We start from the raw sequence: 25105 nt of genomic DNA, 5'->3' as shown, positions 1-25105 counted from the left end.
TGGGTAGTTCACCAGTCGGGGAGGAATTTGACTCCCCAACCTTCCGTCGTCAGCAGCCGGTCGCTCAGCTCCCTCGCGAGACAGGCTATAGCGTCCAGGGCGTCGGCCTTGTCGAGTGTCCCGGTATCCAGGGCACGCAGCCCCGACATGTTCATCATTTCGGCCACCGCCACCTTGGCGTCCTCGTCGTCCGACGCCACGAACATGTCGATGGGCAGTCCGTCGATCCGTCCCGAGTAGACGGCGTCGGCGTCCGCGGCCGCGAGGACCTTCACCCACCTGGCCGCCGGCGCCGCCGCCACCAGATCGCTCGTGGCGGCCGCGTCCGCCGTCCCCGGGGGCGGCGGAGCGGTGGCGTCCACCAGGAACTTCTCCGCCAATGCCGCGGACCGGTCCCGTACGAGGGCGAGCGACTCCTCCCTGTCCGGCGTCAGTACGACGAGAGAGGGGCTCAGGGCGTTCCGCAGCGAGGAGGCCAGCACCGCCCCGGGAGCGCCGGTCGTCGCCTCGGCGGCCGCCCTCCGGGCCTTCCCGATACTGCGGTCCGACAGCAGCACCACGGCGCCCGCCAGCGCCGCCCGCCGGGCCAGCGCCCTGCCCATGGCGCCGGCGCCTATGACTCCAACCCGCATGGTCCGGTCAACTCCTTGACTTTTCCGGGAGCAGTGGGGTTTCTTCTTTCCTCACCGTCGGGGCGCCGGTCCCGCGTCCCCTTCGAACCCTCTCCGCCAGTCGTGCGTCGCCGGGAACACTTGCCTATTCGGGGCCCGCTTTCCACCCCTCATTCGGGGGGAGGGAGCCGATCATTCGGGCGGACGGGACCGAGCACCTCCGCACACCCCCCAAACGAGGGGTTGGCGATGTCGCCGCCGGTTGGGAGAATCGGTGCGTGACCGGTCCGAACTCATCCCGAACCGAAGTCGGCCGCACCGAACTGCTCTCGCGGGCCGCGAAAGCCACCGACGCGCTCGGCATGTTCGCCGAGGCCTCGCACCATCTGCGCAGGCTCATGCCCTACGACGCGGCCGTCTGGCGGGTCACCGACCCGCTGACCGGGATGATGGCCGCCCCGATCCGCGCCGAGAACCTCGACGAGGGCGGATGCGCCGTCTACTGGGAGAGCGAGCTGTTCACCGAGAACATCAACCTTTTCCGGGATCTCGCCCGGGCGCCCGTGCCGGTCGCCGGACTGCGCGAGTCCACGGGGGACCTTCCGGCGCGCAGCAGCCTGTACCAGGATTTCATGCGTCCGCGCGGGCTCCAGGACGAGCTGCGCGCCGTCCTGCGGATCGGTGAGCGGCCCCACGGCCACATCAGCCTCTTCCGGGCCAAGGGCCGCCCCGCTTTCGGCGCCGCCGAGATGAAGCTGATCGAGAGCCTGGTCACCCCGCTGGCCAAGAGGCTGCGCGCCTTCGCGGAGCCCACCCCCCAGGCCCTGCCCGACGCCCGGCACGGCCCTGGCCTGCTCCTGTTCGACGCGTCCGGAGCGCTGCTGTCGGCCAACGAGGACGCGCGTGCCCACCTGGAGGATCTGCCCGACGGGCCGGCCACCTCCTTCCAGCTCGGTCTGCGCGTCCCGGTCTGGGTGCAGTCGACGGCGTTGAAGGCGCGCGCCATCGCGCAGGAGCGGGACCACGGGCAGGCCCGTGTGCGGGTACGCACCCGCAGTGGGCGGTGGCTGGTCTGCCACGCCTCGTGCCTGCGCGAGGCCGACGGGAGGCTGGGCCCCTCGGCGGTGGTCGTCGAGCCGGCGAAGACGTCGGAGATCGTCCCGCTCATCGTCGAGGCGTACGAGCTGACGGAGCGGGAGACGGAGGTGACCCGGCTCATCGCCCGGGGGCTGCCCACCGGGGAGATCGCCGAGCGGCTCCACCTCTCCCCGCACACGGTGCGCGACCACGTCAAGAGGATCTTCGAGAAGGTGGGCGTCTCCAGCCGGGGCGAGCTGGTGGGGAAGCTGTTCACGGAGTACTACGCTCCGTTCGCGGACGACGGCATGGTGCGCGTCCACAACACCTGATCCGGCCGGAGAGCGCCGCCGCGAGGCTCTCCGGCCCTCTTGTGCGGGGATTCCGGCCGGGCTCCGCCCCTCGGCGGTGCGCGGTGCCGGCGGGCGGCACCGCGCCGCCCGCCCCGGCGGCCGACGGGTCGGCCGTGTTCTGTGCGCCCCCGGCAGGACTCGAACCTGCGGCCAAGCGCTTAGAAGGCGCCTGCTCTATCCACTGAGCTACGGGGGCTCAAGCGGTCGCGGACGGACGACGGAGCGCCCCCGGGTGACCTTGCCGCGACAAGGATAGGGGCCCGGGCGCTTCCTCCCGGTTGCTTCACGTCCGCGACACCCTGTGGAGGTTCAGTGAAGCGGTCCCGATAATCGCAGGCGAGTACGAATCATGCACCGGTTTGAACGCCCGGCGGGGCGGGTGTTGTGCAGTCGTTATGCCCTCCGCTCCGGGGTGCGGCGCGGGCCACAGGGGTCAAAACACCCTGTTCTAGCCCTAATGCACTTCAAAAACCATTCGAAATTGGGCATTCTTCGCATGTGGCGATCTTGGAAGCTAGGACCGAACTGCTCGACGCGCTCACCACGCTGCGTGACCGCGTCTCCGCAGCCCGCTTTCCACTGCCGCTGCCCGGGGCCGAGCGCGCCCGCCGCTCCCGCGGCGAACTGCTCGCCCAGCTCGACGACTACCTGGTGCCCAGGCTGCGCGCCCCCGAGGCGCCGCTGCTCGCCGTGGTCGGCGGCTCCACCGGGGCCGGGAAGTCCACCCTGGTCAACTCGCTCGTCGGGCGCCGGGTCAGCGACGCGGGGGTGCTGCGGCCCACCACCCGCACACCGGTGCTGGTCTGCCACCCCGCCGACCAGCACTGGTTCGCCGGGCCACGCGTACTGCCCCGGCTGAGACGGGTCTGGACGCCGCGGCGGGACGATTTCCGGGCCGCGCAGGACACCCCGCCCGCCCTCCCCGACGACGACCACCCGGCGGACGGCGGAGACGCGGACACCCCGCCCGCGCTCGCCGTCGAGACCGCCGAGGCCGTGCCCGTCGGGCTCGCCCTGCTGGACTCGCCCGACATCGACTCCCTGGTGACCGCCAACCGCGAACTGGCCGCCGAGCTGTTCTGCGCCGCCGACGTCTGGATCCTGGTCACCACCGCCTCCCGTTACGCCGACGCGATCCCCTGGCACCTGCTGCGCAGCGCCCGCGAGTACGACGTGACGCTGGCCACCGTGCTGGACCGGGCGCCCCATCAGGTCGCCGACGAGCTCTCCCGCCGGTACACCGCCCTGCTGGCGCGGGCCGGCCTCGGCGACGTGCCCTGCTTCACCGTTCCCGAGCTGCCCGAGTCCGCGCGCGGAGGCTCCGGACTGCTGCCCGCCACGGCCGTGGCCGGGCTGCGCGAGTGGCTGCTCCACCACGCCGGGGACCCCGCCGCCCGCGTGGTCGCCGCCGACCGGACGGCCACCGGCGCCCTGGCCTCGCTGCGCTCGCGCGTCTCCGGGCTGGCGGGCGCGGCGGCGGCCCAGCACGCGGCCGTACTGCGGCTGATGCGCCACATCGACGGCGCGTACGAGCGGGCCGGGGCGCGGGTGCGGCGGCAGATCGCCGACGGCGAGCTGCTGGCGGGCGAGGCCCTCGCCCGCTGGCGCGGCTTCCCCCGGGACAGCGGCGGCGACGAGCTCCTGGACGCCTTCGCCGACGGACTGTCCGCCCTGCTGCGCGGCTCCGTCGGCGACGCCGACGAGCAGGCCGCCGACGCCTGGCGCCTGGAACCGGGCGCCCCCGAGTGCGGCCGCGCCGACGAACTGGTCGCCGAGCGGATCGACCTCCTGGCGCGGCGCTGGCGGCGCTGCCTGGAGGAGGTGGCCGACGAGGAACTGCGCGCGGCCGACAGCGGCTGCCCGCTGTCGGCCGAGGAGACCGCGGCCCTGCTCGCCACCGCACTGCTGGGCGGACGGCGCGCGCGGGGCGCGGACGAGGCGCTCGTCCGCGCCCTGGGCGCGGACGTCGCGGCGCGGCTGCGCGAGCGCGGCGAGCGGCTACTGGAGGACTGCCTGGACCGCGTGCTGCTGGGGGAGCGCGGCTACCGGCTCGCGCCCCTGCGGGACCTCGACGCCACCCCCGACCAGCAGGTGGCCCTGGTCGCCGCACTGTCCGTACTGCAGAGGGAGAGGTGATCGCGGTGGGCGCCGATGTCCGTACCGACGGCGGCCGGGTCTGGGACGACGGGCTGATCGCCCGCAGAGCCCGTAAGGACGGGGGAGGGAGTGTGCGGGAGGAGGCCGAGGGCGCGCCGTTCCCCGCCGGGCCCTTCGACGCCGGGCCGTTCGAGGGCGTCCCCTTCGAGGCCGGGCTGTTCGACGGCGGCCGCACCGGCGGCCGGGGGGAGTGGTGGGACGGCGGCGGCGCCGGCGGCATGCGGGCGTACGCCGCGCCGGGCACCGCGCCCGAGGAGGAGGCGTTGCGCCAACGGCTGGGCGCACTAAGGGAGTTGGTCGGCCTCTCCCGCACCAGGCTGGACGGTGAGGTGCTCGCCGAGGCGGGCCGGATCCTGGACGAGGTCACCGCGCGCGGCAGGCTGTCGCGGGCTTGCACAACCGTCGCCGTCGCCGGGGCCACCGGCAGCGGCAAGTCGATGCTGTTCAACACGCTCGCCGGGGTACAGCTCTCCGAGACCGGACTGCGCCGCCCCACCACCTCGCTGCCCGTCGCCTGCGTCTGGGAGACCGAGTGGGACAGCGGCGCCGACGGCCTGCTGGAGCGGATGGGAGTGCCGCCCCGGGCCCGGCGCCGGGTGCAGCCGCGCGACCCGGCGCTGCGCGGCCTGGTCCTCATCGACCTGCCCGACCACGACTCCGCCGCCCCCGGTCACCGCGAGCAGGTCGACCGGATGCTGCGGCTGGTGGACGCGGTGGTCTGGGTGACCGACCCGGAGAAGTACGCGGACGCGGTGCTGCACGAGCGCTATCTGCGGCCCCTGGCCGGCCACGCCGAGGTGACGTTCGTGGTGCTCAACCAGGTCGACCGGCTGCCGGGCGACGCCGTCGACACCGTCATGGACGATCTGCGGCGGCTGCTGGACGAGGACGGCATGGCCCTCGGCGAACACGGCGAGCCCGGCGCGACCGTACTGGCCATGTCCGCGCTCACGGGCCAGGGGGTCGGCGAACTGAGGGACTGCCTGGGCGAGCTGGCCTCGTCGCGGCGGGCGGCCGCACTGCGGCTGTCGGCCGACGTGGACGGCGTGGTCGCCCGGCTCCGCCCGGTCTACGTGGCCGACACCCCGCAGGGCCCGGCCGGGCTGACCGAGCGGGCGCGCGAGGAGTTCGAGGACCGGCTGGCCTGCGCGGTGGGCGCCTGGGCGGCGGGGCAGACGGCCGAGCGCCTCTGGCTGCGCCACGCCGAGCGGGCCTGCGGCACCCCCTGGGCGCGGCTGCTGCGCCGGTACGAGACGCGGCGCGGGCGCGGGGAGACGGCCGCCGCCCCGGCCGTACCCGGTGCCGGCACCGGTACCGGGCCCGGGGCGGCCTCAGGGAGCACGGACGGGCGGGGGAACGGGGAGGGCGGACGCGGGTCCGCGGTGCCGGAGAGGGCCGCGGTGGCCCGGCCCGTACTGGCGCAGGCGGTCCGGGAGCTGGCCGAGGAGGCGTCGGCCGGGCTGCCGCAGCCGTGGGCCCGCTCGGTGCGGGACGCGGCCTGGCGCGGCGCGCTGGGGCTGCCGGAGGCGCTGGAGGACGCGATCGCGTCGGCCGAGGACGACGGCGACGAGGCCCGGCCGCCGAGGCCGCGCTGGTGGGCGGTGGTCGCCTGCGCGCAGTGGCTGATGCTGGCCGTCCAGCTGATCGGCCTCCACCTGCTGGTGGACCTGATCGCCGGAGGGCCCGGGTGGGGCGGCGTCTTGCTGCCGGTGGCGCTGCTGACGGGCGGCGCGCTGGGCGGTCCGCTGCTGGCCGGGTGCTGCCGGATCGCGGCACGGGGGCCGGCACGGGCGTACGGGCTGGAGGAGGAGCGCGGACTGCGGCGGCTGGCGACCGGCTGGGGCCAGGCCTGGGTGCTGGAGCCGGTGGCCGCCGAGCTGCTGCGGTACCGGGAGGTGCGCGAGCAGTACGTCATCGCGGCGGGCGGCACGGACCGCGCCTGAGGGCGGACCCGGGAGCACCTCCGCCCGGTCATCCGGCCCCTATCACCCGTCAGGGTGGCCGGGTTGTCCACAACCCGGCGGTGCTCCACAGGCCGCGGCGGACATTGCCTCGGGCGGGCAGCATCGGGTCCGTGCAGCCCGTACGGGAGCGGACGAGAAGAGGACGGGGGCGGCCCGGGTGAACGAGACGACGGTGACGGTGGTCGGCAACGCGGCGTCGGCGGTGGAGTCCAGGACGACGGCGTCCGGCCATCCGGTGGCCCGGCTGCGGCTGGCCACCACGGTGCGGCGCTACGACGAGCAGCGGGGCGGCTGGACGGACGCCTACACCAGCTTCTACACGGTGTGGGCGTTCCGGGGGCTCGCGGAGAACCTGGCCGCCTCCGTGACCGTCGGCGAACCCCTTCTCGTCCGCGGGCGGTTGCGAGTGCAGCAGGGTGAACGCGACGGAAAGCGCTGGACATCGGCGGAGATCGAGGCCACGGCGGTGGGACACGACCTGGCCAGGGGCACCTCGTCGTTCCGCCGTGTGGTGCGGGCCGTTCCCAACGGCGAACCGGCCGCAAGTCCATGAGAGTTACACACAACAAGCCGGTAACTGCCCCTATGTCAAGGTGAGTACGCTTCTGCGGCATTCCCTTGTAACGATTGGGAATCGGAGTGTGTAACGTCTGATATTTCTGGGGACCGCGCTCCGATTGCTCCCTACGATCACCCCCTGAGACACGGGGGTTGACGAGGGGACGACCAGACCATGATTTCTGTACGCGGACGGGGTCCCGCCCGTTTCGCCGCCGCCGCGATAGCCACGGGCATGCTGGCGGTAGGAGCGATCGCCGGGGCGGGGACCGCCGTCGCAGACGAGAACAACCAGCAGGGCGGCGTGCTCGCCACCCTGCCCAAGGCCGGTGTGACGATCGGTTCCGGTGTCAAGATTCTCAACGGTCCCAATCCGGGTAACACCGCTGCCGGTCTGTTCGAGCTGCAGGTCGAGGGTGGCGGCACCCTGAAGACCTACTGCATCGACGTCGGCCGCGGGACGGTCGCGGGTGCCAAGTACCGCGAGGCCTCCTGGGACGAGTCCACGCTGCACAACAACGAGAACGCGGGCAAGATCCTCTGGATCCTGAAGAACTCCTACCCGCAGGTGAACGACCTCACGGCGCTCGCGAGCAAGGCCGGCGCCAAGCGCCTCACCGAGAAGACCGCCGCCGCCGGCACCCAGATCGCGATCTGGCACTTCTCCGACAACGTGAAGGTCGACGCGGACAACGGCAACGCCGACAAGCTCGCCGAATACCTGATCAAGTCGGCCGAGAACCTCGCCGAGCCGAAGGCCTCGCTCACGCTCGAGCCGTCCGCCGTCTCCGGCAAGGCCGGCGAGAAGCTCGGCCCGGTCACCGTGCACACCAACGCGCAGACCGTGAACGTCGCGCCCGGCGCCGAGGCCGCGAACGCGGGTGTGACGGTCGTCGACAAGGACGGCAACGCGGTGACCACCGCCAAGGAGGGCGACCAGCTCTTCTTCGACGTGCCCAAGGGCACCGAGCCCGGCACCGCCTCGCTGACCGCGCAGGCCAACACCGAGGTCGCCGTGGGTCGCGCCTTCACCAGCGTCGACCCGAAGAACCCGAGCCAGACCCAGATCCTGGCCGGCTCCAGCAGCTCCGGCGTCACCGCCAGCGCGACCGCGAACTGGGCCAACGAGGGCCCGATCCCGGCCGTGACCGCCGAGAAGAACTGCGTCAAGGGCGGCGTGGACGTCACCGCCACCAACGAGGGTGACGAGCCGTTCTCCTTCTCCCTCGCGGGCAAGGAGTACGAGATCCCGGCCGGCGGCTCCGAGACCGTGACCGTCCCGGTCCAGGAGGACCAGGAGTACAACATCACGATCACCGGTCCGAACGGTTTCGAGGAGACCTTCACCGGCACCCTCGACTGCGAGACCGAGACCACCACCGGCGGCAACGGCGGCGGCGAGGAGGAGAGCCCCAAGCCCTCCACCGAGCCCAGCCCGGCCACCGTCGGCGGTGACACCGGCGCCACCGGCGACACCGACGGCAACCTCGCCGAGACCGGCAGCAGCAGCACCACCCCGATCATCGCGGGCGTCGCCCTCGCCCTGGTGGTCCTCGGTGGCGCCGCCGTCTTCTTCCTCCGGAAGAAGAAGCCCGCCACCGCCGGCTCCGGCGACTGAGCCGTCGTCCCACACAGCTCCACCGGTCCGGGCGTGATCGCCTGATCCGCCCGGACCACCCGGATCACCCGGCCGTGTGCCGCCGCACCTCCTGCGGCGGCACACGGTCTTTTCACGGCCCGGGGCCGTGACACAGGTCGCCGCGGTACTCGTTTTCGTCCCAGCGCGGGGGTGCGGCAAGATGGGGTGTATCTGCCCACTCCCTGATTGCCGGACGGTTTCTCTTGGCTGAGTACATCTACACCATGCGCAAGGCGCGTAAGGCGCACGGCGACAAGGTGATTCTCGACGACGTCACGCTGAGCTTCCTGCCCGGAGCGAAGATCGGTGTCGTGGGCCCCAACGGCGCCGGAAAGTCCACGGTGCTGAAGATCATGGCCGGGCTGGAGCAGCCGTCCAACGGCGACGCCTTCCTCGCCCCCGGCTACAGCGTCGGCATCCTCCTCCAGGAGCCCCCGCTGGACGAGTCCAAGACGGTGCTGGAGAACGTCCAGGACGGCGTCGCGGAGATCAAGGGCAAGCTCGACCGGTTCAACGAGATCGCCGAGCAGATGGCGACCGAGTACACCGACGAGCTGATGGAGGAGATGGGCAAGCTCCAGGAGCAGCTCGACCACGCGAACGCCTGGGACCTGGACGCCCAGCTGGAGCAGGCCATGGACGCCCTGGGCTGCCCGCCCGGCGACTGGCCCGTCACCAACCTCTCCGGCGGTGAGAAGCGCCGCGTCGCGCTGTGCAAGCTGCTGCTGGAGGCCCCCGACCTGCTGCTGCTGGACGAGCCCACCAACCACCTGGACGCCGAGTCCGTGCTGTGGCTGGAGCAGCACCTGGCCAAGTACGAGGGCACCGTCGTGGCCATCACCCACGACCGGTACTTCCTGGACAACGTCGCCGAGTGGATCCTCGAGCTCGACCGCGGCCGCGCCCACCCCTACGAGGGCAACTACTCCACCTACCTGGAGAAGAAGCAGGCCCGACTCAAGGTCGAGGGGCAGAAGGACGCCAAGCGCGCCAAGCGCCTCAAGGAGGAGCTGGAGTGGGTCCGCTCCAACGCCAAGGGCCGCCAGGCGAAGTCCAAGGCGCGTCTGACGCGCTACGAGGAGATGGCCGCCGAGGCCGAGAAGACCCGCAAGCTGGACTTCGAGGAGATCCAGATCCCGCCGGGCCCGCGTCTGGGCAACGTCGTGGTCGAGGTCGAGGGTCTGCACAAGGCGTTCGGTGACAAGGTCCTCATCGACGACCTGTCCTTCACCCTGCCGCGCAACGGCATCGTCGGCGTCATCGGCCCCAACGGCGCGGGCAAGACCACGCTGTTCAAGATGATCCAGGGTCTGGAGGAGCCGGACTCCGGCAGCATCAAGGTCGGCGAAACGGTCAAGATCTCCTACGTCGACCAGGCCCGCGCCAACATCGACCCCAAGAAGACGCTGTGGGCCGTCGTCTCCGACGAGCTGGACTACATCAACGTCGGCCAGGTCGAGATGCCCTCGCGCGCCTACGTCTCCGCGTTCGGCTTCAAGGGCCCGGACCAGCAGAAGCCGGCGGGGGTCCTCTCCGGCGGTGAGCGCAACCGGCTGAACCTGGCGCTCACCCTCAAGCAGGGCGGCAACCTGCTCCTGCTCGACGAGCCGACCAACGACCTCGACGTCGAGACCCTGTCCTCGCTGGAGAACGCGCTGCTGGAGTTCCCCGGCTGCGCCGTGGTGGTCTCCCACGACCGCTGGTTCCTGGACCGCGTGGCCACCCACATCCTCGCCTACGAGGGCGAGAGCAAGTGGTTCTGGTTCGAGGGCAACTTCGAGTCGTACGAGAAGAACAAGGTGGAGCGCCTCGGACCGGACGCCGCCCGTCCGCACCGCACCACCTACAAGAAGCTGACGCGGGGCTGAGAAGGCGTGCGCCACACATTCCCCTGTCCCCTGCGCTGGTCCGACATGGACTCCTTCGGGCACGTCAACAACGTCGTGTTCCTGAGGTACCTGGAGGAGGCGCGGATCGACTTCATGTTCCGCCTCGCCCGCCAGGCGGCGTCGGGGGCCTTCACCGGCGGTTCGGTGGTGGCCGGGCACGAGATCTCCTATCTGCGCCCGCTGGTGCACCGGCACGAGCCGGTCGTGGTGGAGATGTGGGTGACCAGGATCGGAGCGGCCTCGCTGACGGTCGCCTACGAGGTCAAGGACGGCCCCGGTGAGGGGGACACCGTCTACGTGCGGGCCTCGACGGTCGTGGTCCCCTACGACCTGGAGCGCGAGCGTCCGCGCCGGCTCAGTGACGAGGAGAAGGCGTTCCTCAAGGAGTACCTGGACGACAGCGCGACGGGGGACGCCGCCGGATGAGCGGACAGCCCCCACGTCTGGTGTTCGCCGACCCCGGGGAGGCGGCCGAGCTGGCCGCCCTCCTGGGGCGGCTGCTGCGCTGGGAGAAGGCCGCGGCGGTACGGCTGAGGGCGACCGGCGACGGCGTTCTGGGCGTCTTCGCGCGCCCGGCCCGCTTCGAGGTGCTGGCCGTGCGCACCGCCCGGCTGACCGAGGCGGCGGACCTGGACGCGACGGTCTCCGCCGGGGAACTGCTGGAGGGCCTCGACGAGGCCTCCGAGGCCTTCTCCGTGCCCGCCGCCGTGACCGGCCCGCCCTGGGCCGGTCTGCTGCCGCCGCGCGGCGGCTGGCGTCCGGTGGGCGAGCTGCCGTACGAGTCGGTGCGCGCGGCGGCCGCCTCGGTGGTCGCCGAGTTCCGGCGGCGCAGCGAGGCGCTGGCTTCCGGCGAGCGCACCCGCGAGGCGCTGGACGCGCTGGCGGAGGAGATCTGGTCCCGCCCCCTGGGCGGCGGTACGGGGCTGCCGCTGCGCGCCGTGCACGCAGCGCAGGCGCTGGGCATGCTGCGCTCGCGCGGCCCGGCCCCGGCGGCCGGCCCGCAGGGGCCGCCGCCCGTCGCCGGCGGGCGGGACGCCGCGGTGGCGGTGCTGGCCGCCGGCACCTGGCTGCGGCTGCGCACCCCGTACGGCTCGGTCGCCGTGCGCGGCGCCGGGCGGGGCGTGCCGGGGCTGAGCGTCACCCCGCTGTGAGGCATCTGCGCGAACGGCGGACGACACGGCGAAGCCCCGGCCCGTGTGAGAGAGAAGGGCCGGGGCTTCGCCGTGTGCGCCGTGTGCGTGCGAGGCGCGGGGGTCAGTCCGGGGTGTTGACCATCGAGGCGGCCGCGTAGACCAGGTAGTCCCACAACTGCCGCTCGTGCTCGGGGGCCAGACCGAGTTCGTCCACGGCGTCGCGCATGTGCCGCAGCCAGGCGTCGTGGGCCGCGCGGTCGACCCTGAAGGGCACGTGCCGCATGCGCAGCCGGGGGTGCCCCCGCTGCTCGCTGTACGTCCGGGGCCCGCCCCAGTACTGCATCAGGAACAGCGCCAGCCGCTCCCCGGCCGGCCCGAGGTCCTCCTCCGGGTACATCGGCCGCAGCAGCGGATCCCCGGCCACACCCTCGTAGAACCGGCGCACCAGCCGCCGGAAGGTCTCCTCGCCCCCGACCTGCTCGAAGAAGGTCTGCGTCTGCACGTCGCCACGCGGAATCTCCATCACGCCCCCCATGGTCGCAGATGCCCGCCCCATGCCCTCAGGGCTCGGGGCCCGTGCCCCGAGGACCCGGGCCCGGCCCGGTGGGCGGCCGGGGACCTCAGGCGTCGTCCCAGCGGAAGAGCCGGGCGGCCACGGCCGTCAGGACCGCCGCGAACAGCAGCAGCCCGCCCATGACGGGCAGCACCGCGCCCCAGGACTGGCCGCGGGAGAGGACGTCCTGCATCGCCTCGTTCAGATACGTCAGCGGGAAGAGGCCGGAGAGCGCCCGGATCCAGGCCGGCGCGATGTCCAGTGGGAAGAAGGCGCCGGACAGGAAGGCCATCGGCAGGATGACCACCTGGGCCACTCCGTTCGCCGCCTCCTCGCTCTTGGCCCAGGCGCCGACGACCAGCCCGATGGACATGAAGGCCAGCGTGCCGCACACCACCAGCGGTACGGCCAGCCACCAGTGGCCGCTCAGCTCCAGGCCGTAGTAGGGGATGGAGGCCACGCCGAGGAAGACCGCGGTCTGGACGAGGGCCAGCGCCACGCTCACCCCGATGCGGGCCGCGATGACCGTGCCCGCGCTCACCGGGGCCAGCCACAGCCGCCGCAGGATGCGCTTCTTGCGCCAGTTGACCAGGGTGAACGCCGAACCGAAGACCGCGCCCATCGCCACCGCCCAGCCGAGCAGGCCCGGAGTGAGGAACTGGATCGGCTTCAGCGACTCGTCCTCCACCTGGCGGGCGGTCAGCGCGTAGGCGGGCGGCTGCCCGGTCGCGGCGATGTTGGCCTGCTGGACGACCGAGTCGACCAGTGCCCGCGCGTTGCCCGCCCGGACCCGGTCGGCGGCCGAGTAGCGCAGCCGCACCTCGTCGCCCTCCTGCCAGACGGCGGCGTCCACATCGCCCGCGCGAACCTCCTCCAGGGCCGCGTCCCTGTCGTCGGACCGTCTGATCTCCAGGACCTCCTCCAGCCCCTCGCGCGCCTCGCGCGGCAGGGAGTCGAAGATCTCCACCCGGCCTATCTGGACGATCTCCGCCCGGGCCGTCGAGTCGTTCTGGAACAGCGCGCCGAACAGCACCAGGAACATCAGCGGGAAGACCAGCATGAAGAAGGCGGCCGTACGGTCCCGCAGCAGGCCCAGGGCCATCGCCTTGGAGAGGCTGGCGAACGTCTTGGCGCTCACTGGCGGTACTCCCGTCCGGTCAGCTGGAGGAAGACGTCCTCCAGGGAGTCCACGCCCAGCTCCGCCACCAGATCGGCCGGGGCGCCCACACGCAGCACGCGGCCGTGGTCCATCACCGCCACCCGGTCGCACAGCGTCTCGGCCTCGTCCATGTAGTGCGTGGTGAGCACCACGGTGCGGCCCTCCTGGTTGATGGCGCGCAGCAGGTCCCACAGATTGCGGCGGGCCTGCGGGTCGAGGCCGGTGGTCGGCTCGTCCAGGAACACCAGCTCCGGGTCGTGGACCAGCGCGCAGGCTATGGACAGCCGCTGCGCCTGGCCCCCGGAGAGTTTGTTCTCGCGGGTGCCGGCCTTCCCGGTCAGGCCGACTGTCTCCAGCATCGCGTCGGCGCGCTCGGAGGAGACGCCGTAGAGGGAGGCGAAGGTGCGGATCTGCTCGCGGGCGGTCAGCTTCTCGAAGAACGCCGACGCCTGGAGCTGGACGCCCATGCGGCGCAGCAGCGCCGGGTCGCGGGGGAAGGGGGACCGGCCGAGCAGCCGGACCGTCCCCTCGTCCGGTTTGCGCAGGCCCTCGGTCATCTCCAGGGTGGTCGTCTTGCCCGCGCCGTTCGGTCCGAGGATGCCGTAGAACTCGCCGCGTTCGACGGTGAGGGACACCCCGTCGACGGCTTGTACGTCCCCGTACCGCTTGCGCAGTCCCTCGACTGTGATCGCGGCGTCTGTCATGGGACGGAGGCTAGTGCCGGAACATCGCCTTCCGGCACTGGCGGGGGTCCGGGACGGTATCACCGGGCGGGCCGGGTCCTGTGCCGGGGCTTGGGCGGTGGTGCCCCGGCCTGGCCGGGGCACCGGTCAGTCGCAGGCCGGGGGCCGGCCCGGGGTGTCAGCCCCGGTGCAGGGTGATCGTGGTCCACGCGCCGACGTGCACCCGGTCGCCCTCCTGGAGCGGGGTGGGGACGAACGGCTGGATCGGGTCCTCGGCGCCGTTGATGGTGGTGCCGTTGGTGGAGTCCTGGTCGACCACGGACCAGCTTCCGTCGGGCTGCCGCACCAGCACCGCGTGCTGGTGCGAGACCCCCGGGTCCTCCGGCGAGCGGCCCAGGTCGATGTCGGGCGACTCGCCGGTGGAGTGGCGGCGGCGGCCGATGGTGACCTGGGGGCCGCTGAGCTGGACGCGCTGCTCGGCGGTGTAGGCGGGCATGTTGAGCCCGGCCCCCTCGGGGCCGCTGCGCCGCATCATCGCGGTGAAGTACTCGTGGTCGGGCCCGACCGTCACCGCCCAGTTCGCGGGCTGCTGCTGGGGCGGCGGCCCCTGCTGATGCTGCGGCTGCTGGTGGTGCGGGGGCTGGTGCTGTGGTGGCTGGGGGGCCGGGGGCTGCTGGGGGTAGCCGTAGCCGGGCTGCTGTCCGTAGTCGGAGCGGCCGTAGTCGGGCTGTCCGTGCGGGGGCTGGGTGTGCTGACCGGTCTGCTGGCCGCCGTGTGAGGGCGGCGGGAGCGGCCAGTCGTCACCGCCGCCTCCCTGCGGCTGCTGGTGGTGCGGGGGCTGGTGCTGTGGTGGCTGGGGGGCCGGGGGCTGCTGGGGGTAGCCGTAGCCGGGCTGCTGTCCGTAGTCGGAGCGGCCGTAGTCGGGCTGCCCGTGCGGGGGCTGGGTGTGCTGCGGCTGCCCGTGGTGCTGCTGTTGCTGGGGCTGCTGCGGCGGGGCGGGCGGAGACGGCGGGCCCTGCGCCTGGAAGCCGGGCGGCAGGTTCAGCCCGCTCATGCTGCCGCCGGGCATCTGCGACGGCGGGGCGGGCGGGGGCGGTGGACTGTAGGCGGCGGGGGAGTGCGAGAGGAAGCTGTACCGGCACTCCCCGCAGACCGGGGACTGACCCTCGCGGGGGGTGCGGCACTGCGGGCACGGTTCGCCCTGTGCCGTGGAGTCGACTCCGGGGCCGGGATAGCCGTAGCCGCCGCGGCCGGGCATCGGGGGCGGCGGGACGGCACCGGCGGGCACACCCGGAGCGGAGGCCATGCGGTGGCCGCACACCTCGCACCAGTCGTCGGCCGCCGACTGATGGCCGTTCGGGCAAGTCGGCATGTCGGTCCTTCCCCCTCCGTGCGGCTCCGTGTCGCGTCGCTCGATCGTTCGCTTCTTCGCGCGCCCCGGTCTTCGAGCCGCGCGTCCGGTGGTCCCGTCGGCCTCGAGGGACCACCGCCGTCAGCGGAACAGTACCGGGCTCGGGGGCGGTCACGCCCACCGCCTTCTCCACCGTTTCCGGGACGCGACCGCCCGCCGGCGCATCGGTCCACGGCCCGGAGCCGCCCGGGGAGGCGGGTGCCGGGAGGGCGGGGACGGGGAGTCCCGCCCGGCACCCGCGGGACCGTTTCCGCCCGGCCGGAACTCCTGTTGCCTGCGGGTGGACCGCCGGACGGCGGAAGCGGAACCGGCCGGGCGCGGCCGACGCACCGCATGCCGGGCCGCTGCCGCCGGGCGCCGCGGAACGGCGTGCCGGCCGTGGCGGAGGCGCCGGCCGTGATCCGCGCCACCTCCGGCCGGCCCGTCCGGCGGCACCGGCCGTCCGCCGGACGGCACTCGTTCCGGTTGCCGCCCGTCGCGGGGCGCGGTACGCCCGATCCGGCGAAGGCACTCCGGCGACGGCCGCTCCCGGCGGGCGGTGCGTCAGCCGGTCACGGCCCGCCCGGCGCCGGGCGGCGCGGGGAACGGGAGCACCGCCACCGTCACGTTGTCGTGGCCGCCGCCGTCCAGCGCGTGCCCCACCAGGTGCCGCGCGGACCGCATCGGGTGGGCACGGGCGTCGGCCGGGACGGTCTCGGCCATCTCCCCGGCGGACTCGGCGTAGTTCCACAGCCCGTCCGTGCACACCACCACCACACCCGGCCGGTCCGGGGTGAACGAGGCGGTGTGCGGGTCGAGTTCGTAGGCGTCCGCGCCCAGCCACCCGGTGATGGCGTGCGCCCGGGCGTCCGCGTACGCCTCGGCCTCCCCCATCAGGCCCGCCGCCACCATCTGGGCGGCCCAGGAGTCGTCCTCGGTGAGCCGGGCGGGCGCGGTGGAGCGGTCCTCGGGAATCCAGTAGGCGCGGCTGTCGCCGATCCAGCCGACGGTGAGGAGGTCTCCTGCGACCACCGCGCCGACGATGGTGCAGGCCGGGGCGTTCTCCACCGGGTCGCGCGGTTCCGGTGCCAGGGCGTTGACGGCCTCGGAGGCGGCCACCAGGGCGTCGTGCATCGCCTGCCGCGGGTCGGCGCCGCGCGGCAGGGACCGCCTCATCGACGCGCACGCGGACTCGGCGGCGGCGGCCGAGGCCTCGTCCGGCCGGGTCGCCGATGACACCCCGTCGCAGACGACGGCGATCACGGCCGGGAAGCCGTCCGGCAGGGAGACGGCCGAGAGGGCGAAGGAGTCCTCGTTGCGGTGGTGGCGCAGTCCGCGGTCGCTGACCGCCGCGACCCCCTCCGACTCCTCCTCCATGTGGTCGCGCTCGCGCGGCTGGGCGTGGCCGCAGTGCTCGCAGCGGCCCTCGGCGTCGACGGCGCCGGTGCCGCAGGCGACGCACCGCTCCTGTCCACCGCCGGCCGGAGCGCCGCCGTGGGCGCCGGGCGGGAACGGGCTCTCACGCGGGTCCGGCGCCGGCGGACCGGCCTGCCCCGCTCCTTCGGACCGTCCGGCGTCTTCGGCCCGTGCGCCGTCTCCGGCCTGCGCGGCGGGGGCCGCGGGGGGTGCGGGGACCGCGGGCGGCACCGCCGGAGGCGGCGGTACCCGCGGGACGGAGGGCGCGGTGGCGGGGGGCGGCAGAAGGTAGTCCGATCCGTCCCGCACGGCGTCCGCTGCGGCGGGCGGCGCCGCCGGAGGCGGCGGGATCAAGGGCCGCGAGTCGCCCGTTCCGGCCGTCGGACCGGCGCCGCACGCGCCGCGGTGGAGATCACCGTCCTCCAGTGGCTCATGGCACCGGGGGCAGACGGAGGGGCGGTCGGGCTGCGGCATGGTCAACGGGTTCCTTCGATGATGTCCCGGCCTCCGGGCCGGGGTGGGGATGCCTCCCGCTCTGGGGAGGGAGTCGGACTCCTGCGGTGCAGGACGGGGAGGGGCGGGTCGCCCTCAGCGTGGTGCGCCGTCGGCCTCGGCGGCGCGCTCGACCTCCAGACGGTGGACGGCCCCGGGGCCGGGGGACCTGCGGACGGGCCCGGCCCGGCCGACCGGCCGGGTGCGGAGGATGGCGGGAAGGCGGAGCGTGATGCGCGTCGTCTCGTCCATGACTTCAAAATATGGTCTTCGTGGTGTTCTGGTGGCGGGGCGGAGATGCCATGGCGGCACCGTGGACGCCGGAGAGCGCCTGGCACGCCCCTTGGCCGTCCCCGCCGGATGCCCCGGTGACCAAGCGTTCCCGGAGGGGCGCGTCCAAACCCGCCCTCCTCGGTCGCGCCGGGCGGTGCCCGGCGGGTCGAAGACCGTCCGGATCAACGGGACTCCTCCCGTCCGCCGACCGGTTCGCCACCCGCCGGTCCCCCGTCCGCCGGTCCTCCGGGCGGTGCCAGCACCTCCAGCGCCGCCTCCCGGTAGCGCAGCACCGCCTGCTCGGCCGCCCGCAGATCGCACGGAGCGCTCCACAGCAGCCGCCGGGCGGCGTCGTACCGCTCCGCGAGCAGGGGGTCGTCGGCCGCCCCGTGCCGCGCCAGCCGCGCGCGGTACGCGTCCAGCCGGCCGCGCAGTCCCGCCCGCACCGCCAGCGGTGCGGTCACCGCGGTCAGCGAGGCGCGGGCCCGCTCCAGCTCCTCGTCCGCGCGCTCCTCCAGGCTCTCCAGCAGCGGCGACAGCCGGTGCCAGCGGGCGTGCCGCCGGTGCTCGGCGGCCAGCGTGAGCTGCTCGTACAGAGCGGTCGGCGGCCCGCTCACCGCGGGCACCCCGACCGCCGCGATCTTCGCCAGCACCTCGCCGCGCGCCGTCCTCGCCTCGGCCAGGGTGCGGTCGGCGCGCGAGAGCACGTCGCGCAGCCGCATCAGCCGCTGCTCGGCGTCCTGCCGCACTTGGAGCACGGCGTCGATCTCGCGCCGGACGTTCTCCAGCGCACGGGCCGCGCGGTCGTACCGGACGGTGTCGGGACGCCCGCCGCCGGGTGCCGAACTCCCGCCCGCCGGCACCCAGAAGGCCAGCGGGTCGGCGACGACCTCGGCCCGCAGCGCGGTCAGTTCCGCGGTGACCTGTTCCAGCTCGTCGCCCGCCGGATGCTCCCCGGGGCGCACGCCCACGGAGTGCGCCAGGGAGCGGATGCGGTGGAGCTCGGCGGAGAGCATGTCTATCCGGGCGGGCAGCGCGGACCACACCGAGTCGGCGGCGGCGACCGTGTCGAGGGCCCGGGCGTACCAGGCGTTCATCCGGGCCACCAGCTCGGCCGGGGTGATCCGCTCGACGGACCCGGACCCGGACCCGGACCCGGACCCGGACCCGGACCCGGACCCGGACCCGGACCCGGACCCGGACCCGGACCCGGACCCGGACCCGGACCCGGACCCGGACCCGGACCCGGACTCGGGGTTGTCCGCCGCGGGGACGGCGACCGCCGGGCCGCGCAGCCGCGCGGTCAGCCCGGCGAGGTCCTCCGGCGCCGGCCAGCGGCTTTCGCCGCGCAGCTCGCGCGCGGCGTCCAGGGCCGCGGTGAAGGCGTCGAAGTACGTCCACAGCAGCGAGACGGCATCCTCCGTCCGCGCCCACCGCTCCTTGGTCACCCCGGTCAGCTCGGCGCCCTCCAGCAGCCTGCGTCCCGCGTGGTCCTGGAGCGCGTACAGGGAGGTCTCCACCGCCTCGTGCTCCGCGCCGAGCCGTGCCAGGGCACGGTCCACCTCCTCCCGGTCCATCACCGGTCCGCCCGGTTCGGCAGCCCCGTCGTCCCCCATCGGTCACCTCGCCGCTCGTGTCGTCTTCGTGTCCGTGTTCGCGCCCGTGCCGTGCCCGCACCCGGCGTCCGCCCCGCCCGGGTGGGCCGGGGCGGGGAGCGCCGGATCCGCTGCTCCCATCTTGTCGGCCGGACACCGCTCGTGTACGGCCATCGGCGGACTGCCCAGCCCACTTCGGCGATACTCTTCCGGCGCCCTGTTGACGCCGACCGCCGGATCCCCGTTCCCGCGTACCGCGCGGTGGAGGATCCGGGAGCCCGGTCGGCAGTATGGCGGCGGGAAGCCGTGACGGCACCGCCGCGGGGGAGGAGCCCGTCCGGAACGCGGTCCCTGGGAGCGCGAGACGCCCCGGGCGCGCGTGTGCCCGGGCGCGCCTCAGTCGCGTGCGGCGCGCCCGGCGTAGTGGGCGCGCAGCCGGGCGTACGGGGCGGGCCCGGCTTCCAGACGGTCCAGGGCCAGCAGCCCGGCCCCGAGGACCGGGGGAGCGGTGACCACGCGGACGGCGGCCAGCGGGGCGCGTCCGGCCAGCAGGCCGAGCAGGCGGTCGTGCAGCAGCGGATGGCGGGCGGCCGCGACGCCGCCGCCCAGCACCACCGGCACCGGTGTGTCCAGCAGGCCCAGACGCTCCAGCGCCACCGAGGCCATCACCGCGATCTCCTCGGCCTGCCGGTGCACCAGAAAGCGGGCCACGGCATCGCCCCGAGCGGCCACCGCGAAGAGGACGGGCACCAGTTCGTGCCTGCGCCCGCCCGGCAGACGGCCCAGATGAAAAGCCTCGATCAGCGCGTACATGCTGGGCAGCCCGAAGTGCGCGGGCAGTGCCCTCGCCAGTTCGGTGTCCTCGCCCCGGCCGTCCTCGGCGCGGGCGGCGTGCCACAGGGCCTCCTCCGCCAGCCCCCCGCCGCCGCCCCAGTCCCCGGACAGGCGGCCGACGGCGGGGAAGCGGTGGACACGGCCGTCGGCGGCCACACCGGCGCAGTTGATCCCCGCACCGCACACGACGGCGACCCCGTGCCCGGGGGATCCGTCGTCGGGCAGGCCCGCGCGCAGGACCGCGAACGTGTCGTTGGCCACGCGGAGGGTGCGGCCCCAGCCCAGAGCGCCGATACGGTCCGCCAACCCCCTTTCCTCACACGGCAGGTCGGCGCCTGCCAGGCAGGCCGACACATGCTCGGCCAGGGGGGCGCCCGGCCGCGTCTCCAGACCCGCGGCCCGCGCCGCCCGGGCCACCGTCCGCGCCAGCGACGCGACGGCCCTCCCCGCTCCGGCGGCCGGCGGCCGGAAACCGCCGCCGCGCGCCGAGCCCAGCACCGCCCCGTCCGCCGAGACCAGCGCCACATCGGTCTTGCTGTTGCCCGCGTCGACTGCCAGCGCGGCGGCGGGGGTCAGGCCCATGCCAGATACTCCCGGTTGTGCGCGAGAAGACGGTCCGTCAGCTTCTCGGCGAGGGAGTACCGGCCGACCAGGGGGTGGGCCAGCAGCGCGGTGAACACCCGGTCCCGGCCGCCGCGCAGGGCGGCGTCCAGTGCCAGGTGCTCGTACGCCGTCACGGCCGAGATCAGGCCGGAGTAGAGCGGGTCCAGCGGCGGTACGGGCAGCGGCTCGGCACCCGCCGGGGAGACGGCGGCCGGGACCTCGACCACCGCGTCGTCGGGAAGGAAGGGCAGGGCGCCGTCGTTGCGGACGTTCACCACCTGCGCGCCCCCGCCCGTGCCGCCCGCCCTGCCCGTGCCGTTCCGGCCGTCGCCCAGCAGGGCCGCGGCCAGGGCGACGGCGGCCTCGGAGTAGTGGGCGCCGCCGCGCCCGGCCAGCAGCTCCGGCTTGGTGTCCAGCGCCGGATCGGCGTACATCTCCAGCAACTCGCGCTCCATCGCGGCGACCTCCGCCGCCCGCGGGGGCCGCTCCCGCGTCTCGGACACGACCTCGTCGTGGGCGTAGAAGTAGCGCAGGTAGTACGAGGGCACGGCGCCCAGCCGGTGCAGAAGGGGCTCGGGCAGCCGCAGATCGGCGGCGATCGCCGCGCCGTGCCGGGCCAGCAGGCCGGGCAGTACGTCCCGCCCGTCCGGCCCGCCCAGACGCACCCCGAGCTCCCACGTGAGGTGGTTGAGCCCGACGTGGTCCAGGTGCACCCGGCCGGGCTCCACCTCCAGCAGGGCGGCGAACTTCCGCTGGAGCCCGATCGCCACGTTGCACAGGCCCACCGCCCGGTGGCCCTCGTTCAGCAGCGCGCGGGTGACGATGCCCACCGGGTTGGTGAAGTCGATGATCCACGCGCCGGGGTTGGCGCGGCGCACCCGCTCGGCGATGTCCAGGACGACGGGGACGGTGCGCAGTGCCTTGGCCAGTCCGCCCGCGCCCGTGGTCTCCTGACCGACGCAGCCGCACTCCAGCGGCCACGTCTCGTCCTGTTCGCGGGCCGCCTGGCCGCCCACGCGGAGCTGGAGCAGCACGGCGTCGGCGTCGGCGACGGCCGCGTCCAGGTCGCCGGTGGTGGTGACGGCGGCCGGGTGGCCGGCGCGGTCGAGCATGCGGCGGGCGAGCCCGCCGACCAGCTCCAGCCGGTCCCCGGCCGGGTCGGCCAGGACCAGTTCGGTGACCGGGAGGGTGTCCTGCAGCCGGGCGATCCCGTCGACGAGTTCGGGGGTGTAGGTGGATCCGCCGCCCACCACTGCGAGTTTCACGGGACTGCCTCCTCTGGGCCGGGGAGCGGGACTTGGGATGTGCCGGGGTACCGGGGCGCGGGGGCGCCGGGGCGCCGGGTGTCAGCGGGAGGTGTCGAACACCTCGTCGCGTGTGGTGGCCAGGGCGCTCTCCAGCGCGCCGCTGAGCACGGGGTGACCGGTGACGGTTCCGAGGACCAGCCGCGGCCGGGGGGCCGCCAGTTCGTCCAGCTCCCGCCGCACCAGCTCGCGCAGCGCCTCCCCGCCCGCGGCGAGTACACCGCCGGACAGCACGATCAGTTCCGGGTCCAGGACGGCGACCAGCGCGGCCAGCCCGGTCGCCAGCCCGGTGGCGGCGCGGCGCAGCAGCTCGCCGTACGGGCCGCCGCCGTCGTGCCCGGCCTCCGGGCCGGTCCGTTCCACCGCGCGGGCGAGCAGCTCCGCCGCCGCGTCGCCGTCCCGGCCGGCAGGGGGCTCGATGCCCAGCTCGCGCGCCGTCCGCAGCAGGGCGCGCGCGCCCGCCAGTTCCTGGAACCCGCCCCTGTTGGCGCGGGCCACCCGCCGCAGGAGCGGGGCGCCGGGGACGGGCAGGAACCCGACCTCGCCCGCTCCGCCGGTCCGGCCGCGGTGCAGCCGCCCGCCCAGCACCAGCGCGGCGCCCAGGCCCTGCTCGTTCCAGAGCAGGACGAAGTCCTCGTGTCCCCGGGCGGCGCCCAGGCGGTGTTCGGCGACGGCGGCGAGGTTGACGTCGTTGTCGTACTCCACCGGCACCGGCAGCGCGGCGGCCAGCTCCTCCAGCAGGCCGGGGGAGTGCCAGCCGGGCAGGTGGGAGGCGTAGCGCAGCCGCCCGGTGCGCGGGTCGAAGGCGCCGGGGGTGCCGATGACGACGCGGTGCAGCGCGGACCGGGTGAGCCCGGCGGCCTCGGCGGCCCCGTCCACGGCGGCCACGACCTGCCGTACGACCGGCTCGGCGGACCGCCCTTCCGGGGCCCCGGGCGGCCCGGGTGCCTCGGAGGCCCCGCACGGTCCGGAGCGCCCCGGCGCGGGCACCTCGAAGGAGCCGACGGTACGGCCGGTGATGTCGGCGACCGCGGCGCGGACGCGGGTGGCGGTGACGTCCAGCCCGGCCACGTGCGCCGCGGCCGGGTCGAGCGAGTAGAGCCGGGCGTTCGGCCCCGGGCGGCCCTCGCTGGCGCCGGCGACCCGGACCAGGCCGGCGGCCTCCAGGCGGGCCAGGAGCTGGGAGGCGGTCGGCTTGGACAGCCCGGTCAGCCTGCCGATGCGGCCGCGCGAGAGCGAGCCGTGCGCGAGCAGCAGTTCCAGTGCCGCGCGGTCGTTCATCGCCCGCAGCACCCGGGGCGTCCCCGGAGTGGTCCCGGCCATGGGCCTCTCTCCCGCCCAGAACTGTAAGGAAGGTTTCCTGTCTTCTGGCCGGGACACTAGGGCCCGCCTCCGGCCGGCGTCAACGGACGTACCGGAGGCGGGCCTTCGTACCGCTCCCCGCCTGTTCTCCGCTGTTCTCCGCGCGGCTCCCCACGCGTCCTCCGCGTCCTACCGGCGCGGCCCGCCGGAGTTCCGCCCGAGGTCCCTCGGCTCCTTCACCAGGGCTCCGGCCCTCTCCCTGCCCGGATCCCTCGCCAGGGCGTCCTTCACCGGGTCCACCGCCTCCTTCGCGGCGTCCGGCCCCCTCACCGCCCCCTTCGCGGGACCCTTCTCCAACAGGACCCGGCCGGAGCCCCGCCCGCGCGGCGGCGCCCCCAGCTCCTCGTCCAGCTTCCGCAGGGCCGCCAGCGACTCCTCGTCCACCATCCGGATGCCCCGCGCGTCCAGCGCCCGCTTGACGCGCCAGCGCAGCTCGCGCTCCACCGGCAGCGCCTTGCCCGGCATCGTCTTGGCCGAGACCCGGACGACCATGGTGTCCAGCGTCACCGAGTTCAGGCCCAGCACCTCCACCGGCGCCCACAGGACCTCGTCCCACGGCGCGGACGTCGACATCCCCTCACCGGCCGCGGCGATCGCCGAACGGACCTCCTCCAGGTCCTCGTCGGAGCGGACCTCCACGTCCAGGGCGGCCGTCGCCCAGCCCTGGCTGAGGTTGCCGACCCGCTTGATCTCGCCGTTGCGCACGTACCAGATCTCGCCGTCGTCGCCGCGCAGCTTGGTCACCCGCAGCCCGATCTCCAGGACGGTGCCGGTGGCCTCGCCCGCGTCGATGCGGTCGCCGACCCCGTACTGGTCCTCCAGCAGCACGAACATCCCGGTCAGCACGTCAGTGACCAGATTGCGCGCGCCGAAGCCGATCGCCACGCCCGCCACACCGGCACTGGCCAGCAGCGGGGCCAGGTCGATGCCGAGGGTGGACAGCACGATCAGCAGCGCCGTCCCCATGATCACGAAGGTGGTGACGCTGCGCAGCACCGAGCCGATGGCCTCCGTGCGCTGGCGCCGCCGCTCGGCGTTGACCAGCAGGCCGCGCAGCGCGTTGCCGCTGGCCTCGGCCTCGGCGTTGCGGTTCATCCGGGCGATCAGCCGGGTGATGGCCCGTCTGACCACCGAGCGCAGCACGACGGCGATCGCCAGGATCAGCGCGATGCGCAGCCCGATGGCGAGCCAGGTCCCCCAGTTCTCCTCTATCCAGCCCGCGGTGTCGGTGGCGGTCCTGTGCGCCTCGTCCATTGAATCCACCCACAACACACTAACGGGGGACACCCCGGCGAACAGGCCGCGTCACCCGGGGTAGCGGCGGCACCGGGCGGGGGAGGAACAACGTGTGGTCGAAAACACGCTCAGCGCGTTACGCGATCGTGGTGGCGCCGCCACCGGGGCGCGGGACACACTGGGGGAGATCGTCCCGGCGCGAGCCACGCGCCGCCGACGTACAAGGAGGCACCGTGCCGCACGTCCTGGTCCTCAACGCGTCGTACGAGCCGCTCGGCGTCGTACCGCTCCGCCGCGCGCTCATACTCGTCCTCAACGGCAAGGCGATCAGCCTGGAGGACTCCGGCGCCCTCATGCACAGCGCGACCCAGGCAATACCCGCCCCCAGCGTCGTCCGCCTCAAACGCTTCGTGCGCGTGCCCTTCCGGGGCACGGTGCCGCTCACCCGCCGCGCCCTGTTCGCCCGCGACGGCGGCAGGTGCGCGTACTGCGGTGGCGTCGCGACCAGCGTCGACCACGTCGTACCGCGCAGCCGCGGCGGGCAGCACTCCTGGGAGAACGTCGTGGCGGCCTGCCGCCGCTGCAACCACGTCAAGGCCGACCGCCACGTGGCGGAGCTGGGCTGGCACCTGCGCCACCAGCCCGCCCCGCCCAGCGGCCTGGCCTGGAGGATCATCGGAACGGGGCACCGGGACCCGCGCTGGCTGCCGTATCTGCGGCCCTACGGCGCGGACGACGCCCTCGCCCGGATCGAAGGCAGAACGACGACACCCGCCTGAGACCCGGGCGTTCTCCGTACGGGGCCGGTGACGGCCCCGTATCCG

Annotated in this window: 21 protein-coding genes and 1 tRNA gene; 9 read left to right on the top strand and 13 right to left on the bottom strand. The window is 74.4% G+C overall.

Going from position 1 to position 25105, the window contains the following annotated elements:
* Window positions 1–8: 8 nt before the first annotated feature.
* Window positions 9–632, bottom strand: coding sequence for an NAD(P)-binding domain-containing protein (locus IQ279_RS13760; protein WP_206348815.1), 624 nt, complete (start codon window positions 630–632; stop codon window positions 9–11).
* Window positions 633–889: 257 nt separating this feature from the next.
* Here IQ279_RS13760 and IQ279_RS13755 point away from each other — a divergent pair, with 257 nt between their 5' ends.
* The gene (locus IQ279_RS13755; protein ID WP_307792348.1) at window positions 890–2020 is read left to right on the top strand and encodes a LuxR C-terminal-related transcriptional regulator; all 1131 of its coding nucleotides are present in this window, start codon (window positions 890–892) and stop codon (window positions 2018–2020) included.
* Window positions 2021–2164: 144 nt separating this feature from the next.
* Here the strand turns inward: IQ279_RS13755 and IQ279_RS13750 are convergent.
* Window positions 2165–2237: transfer RNA gene (locus tag IQ279_RS13750), tRNA-Arg, on the bottom strand.
* 302 nt (window positions 2238–2539) lie between these two features.
* Between IQ279_RS13750 and IQ279_RS13745 the strand changes: the two genes are divergently transcribed.
* From IQ279_RS13745 to IQ279_RS13715, 7 genes are all read left to right on the top strand, one after another.
* Window positions 2540–4177, top strand: a complete 1638-nt coding sequence (locus tag IQ279_RS13745) for a dynamin family protein (RefSeq protein WP_307792347.1) — start codon at window positions 2540–2542, stop codon at window positions 4175–4177.
* Window positions 4178–4182: 5 nt separating this feature from the next.
* A complete protein-coding gene (locus tag IQ279_RS13740) occupies window positions 4183–6141 on the top strand; it encodes a GTPase (RefSeq protein ID WP_206348814.1) in 1959 nt (652 codons plus the stop codon).
* Window positions 6142–6319: 178 nt separating this feature from the next.
* Complete coding sequence (locus IQ279_RS13735) at window positions 6320–6715, top strand: single-stranded DNA-binding protein (protein ID WP_206348813.1); 396 nt, start codon at window positions 6320–6322, stop codon at window positions 6713–6715.
* Window positions 6716–6895: 180 nt separating this feature from the next.
* Window positions 6896–8338, top strand: a complete 1443-nt coding sequence (locus IQ279_RS13730; RefSeq protein WP_206348812.1) for a Cys-Gln thioester bond-forming surface protein — start codon at window positions 6896–6898, stop codon at window positions 8336–8338.
* Window positions 8339–8562: 224 nt separating this feature from the next.
* Window positions 8563–10227: an energy-dependent translational throttle protein EttA gene (ettA, locus tag IQ279_RS13725; RefSeq protein WP_206348811.1), complete on the top strand. Its 1665-nt coding sequence runs from the start codon at window positions 8563–8565 to the stop codon at window positions 10225–10227.
* Between the two features lie 6 nt (window positions 10228–10233).
* Entirely contained in the window at window positions 10234–10674 is a 441-nt protein-coding gene (locus tag IQ279_RS13720; protein ID WP_206348810.1) for an acyl-CoA thioesterase, read from the top strand.
* Window positions 10671–11399 carry a DUF8010 domain-containing protein gene (locus tag IQ279_RS13715; protein WP_206348809.1) on the top strand — a complete coding sequence of 243 codons (729 nt, stop codon included), beginning with the start codon at window positions 10671–10673 and terminating at the stop codon, window positions 11397–11399. The genes IQ279_RS13720 and IQ279_RS13715 overlap by 4 nt, the downstream gene beginning before the upstream one ends.
* Before the next feature lie 103 nt (window positions 11400–11502).
* On the opposite strand, the gene IQ279_RS13710 is transcribed toward IQ279_RS13715, so the two are convergent.
* The 11 genes from IQ279_RS13710 to IQ279_RS13660 form a co-directional block, all read right to left on the bottom strand.
* Window positions 11503–11907, bottom strand: coding sequence for a globin (locus tag IQ279_RS13710; RefSeq protein ID WP_307792346.1), 405 nt, complete (start codon window positions 11905–11907; stop codon window positions 11503–11505).
* A 94-nt stretch (window positions 11908–12001) separates the two neighbouring features.
* Entirely contained in the window at window positions 12002–13072 is a 1071-nt protein-coding gene (locus IQ279_RS13705) for an ABC transporter permease (RefSeq protein WP_307792345.1), read from the bottom strand.
* The gene (locus IQ279_RS13700; protein WP_206348808.1) at window positions 13069–13797 is read right to left on the bottom strand and encodes an ABC transporter ATP-binding protein; all 729 of its coding nucleotides are present in this window, start codon (window positions 13795–13797) and stop codon (window positions 13069–13071) included. The genes IQ279_RS13705 and IQ279_RS13700 overlap by 4 nt, the downstream gene beginning before the upstream one ends.
* 157 nt (window positions 13798–13954) lie before the next feature.
* A complete protein-coding gene (locus IQ279_RS13695; protein ID WP_206348807.1) occupies window positions 13955–15148 on the bottom strand; it encodes an FHA domain-containing protein in 1194 nt (397 codons plus the stop codon).
* A 582-nt stretch (window positions 15149–15730) separates the two neighbouring features.
* Complete coding sequence (locus IQ279_RS13690) at window positions 15731–17056, bottom strand: PP2C family protein-serine/threonine phosphatase (protein WP_206348806.1); 1326 nt, start codon at window positions 17054–17056, stop codon at window positions 15731–15733.
* A gap of 114 nt (window positions 17057–17170) precedes the next feature.
* Window positions 17171–17326, bottom strand: a complete 156-nt coding sequence (locus IQ279_RS13685) for a hypothetical protein (protein ID WP_206348805.1) — start codon at window positions 17324–17326, stop codon at window positions 17171–17173.
* A gap of 203 nt (window positions 17327–17529) precedes the next feature.
* Window positions 17530–18963, bottom strand: coding sequence for a hypothetical protein (locus IQ279_RS13680; protein WP_206348804.1), 1434 nt, complete (start codon window positions 18961–18963; stop codon window positions 17530–17532).
* A gap of 375 nt (window positions 18964–19338) precedes the next feature.
* Complete coding sequence (locus IQ279_RS13675) at window positions 19339–20358, bottom strand: N-acetylglucosamine kinase (protein WP_206348803.1); 1020 nt, start codon at window positions 20356–20358, stop codon at window positions 19339–19341.
* The gene (locus IQ279_RS13670; RefSeq protein ID WP_206348802.1) at window positions 20349–21644 is read right to left on the bottom strand and encodes a family 4 glycosyl hydrolase; all 1296 of its coding nucleotides are present in this window, start codon (window positions 21642–21644) and stop codon (window positions 20349–20351) included. Before IQ279_RS13670 ends, IQ279_RS13675 begins: the two co-directional genes overlap by 10 nt.
* A gap of 81 nt (window positions 21645–21725) precedes the next feature.
* A complete protein-coding gene (locus IQ279_RS13665) occupies window positions 21726–23006 on the bottom strand; it encodes an ROK family transcriptional regulator (RefSeq protein ID WP_206348801.1) in 1281 nt (426 codons plus the stop codon).
* Window positions 23007–23174: 168 nt separating this feature from the next.
* Window positions 23175–24299 carry a mechanosensitive ion channel family protein gene (locus IQ279_RS13660; protein WP_241028095.1) on the bottom strand — a complete coding sequence of 375 codons (1125 nt, stop codon included), beginning with the start codon at window positions 24297–24299 and terminating at the stop codon, window positions 23175–23177.
* A gap of 215 nt (window positions 24300–24514) precedes the next feature.
* Here IQ279_RS13660 and IQ279_RS13655 point away from each other — a divergent pair, with 215 nt between their 5' ends.
* Window positions 24515–25060, top strand: coding sequence for an HNH endonuclease (locus tag IQ279_RS13655; RefSeq protein ID WP_206348800.1), 546 nt, complete (start codon window positions 24515–24517; stop codon window positions 25058–25060).
* Window positions 25061–25105 lie beyond the last annotated feature (45 nt).

Origin of the sequence: Streptomyces verrucosisporus, assembly GCF_017114865.1 — a bacterium.
GTDB classification, from domain to species: Bacteria; Actinomycetota; Actinomycetes; order Streptomycetales; family Streptomycetaceae; genus Streptomyces; species Streptomyces fenghuangensis.
This window is presented reverse-complemented; position numbering and strand designations above follow the sequence as displayed.

Bases quoted from the DNA above. Each gene is read 5' to 3' on its own strand.
- IQ279_RS13760 (WP_206348815.1), bottom strand. From the start codon at position 632: ATGCGGGTTGGAGTCATAGGCGCCGGCGCCATGGGCAGGGCGCTGGCC.
- IQ279_RS13730 (WP_206348812.1), top strand. From the start codon at position 6,896: ATGATTTCTGTACGCGGACGGGGTCCCGCCCGTTTCGCCGCCGCCGCG.
- IQ279_RS13715 (WP_206348809.1), top strand. From the start codon at position 10,671: ATGAGCGGACAGCCCCCACGTCTGGTGTTCGCCGACCCCGGGGAGGCG.
- IQ279_RS13700 (WP_206348808.1), bottom strand. From the start codon at position 13,797: ATGACAGACGCCGCGATCACAGTCGAGGGACTGCGCAAGCGGTACGGG.
- IQ279_RS13695 (WP_206348807.1), bottom strand. From the start codon at position 15,148: ATGCCGACTTGCCCGAACGGCCATCAGTCGGCGGCCGACGACTGGTGC.
- IQ279_RS13690 (WP_206348806.1), bottom strand. From the start codon at position 17,056: ATGCCGCAGCCCGACCGCCCCTCCGTCTGCCCCCGGTGCCATGAGCCA.
- IQ279_RS13685 (WP_206348805.1), bottom strand. From the start codon at position 17,326: ATGGACGAGACGACGCGCATCACGCTCCGCCTTCCCGCCATCCTCCGC.
- IQ279_RS13680 (WP_206348804.1), bottom strand. From the start codon at position 18,963: ATGGGGGACGACGGGGCTGCCGAACCGGGCGGACCGGTGATGGACCGG.
- IQ279_RS13675 (WP_206348803.1), bottom strand. From the start codon at position 20,358: ATGGGCCTGACCCCCGCCGCCGCGCTGGCAGTCGACGCGGGCAACAGC.
- IQ279_RS13665 (WP_206348801.1), bottom strand. From the start codon at position 23,006: ATGGCCGGGACCACTCCGGGGACGCCCCGGGTGCTGCGGGCGATGAAC.
- IQ279_RS13660 (WP_241028095.1), bottom strand. From the start codon at position 24,299: ATGGACGAGGCGCACAGGACCGCCACCGACACCGCGGGCTGGATAGAG.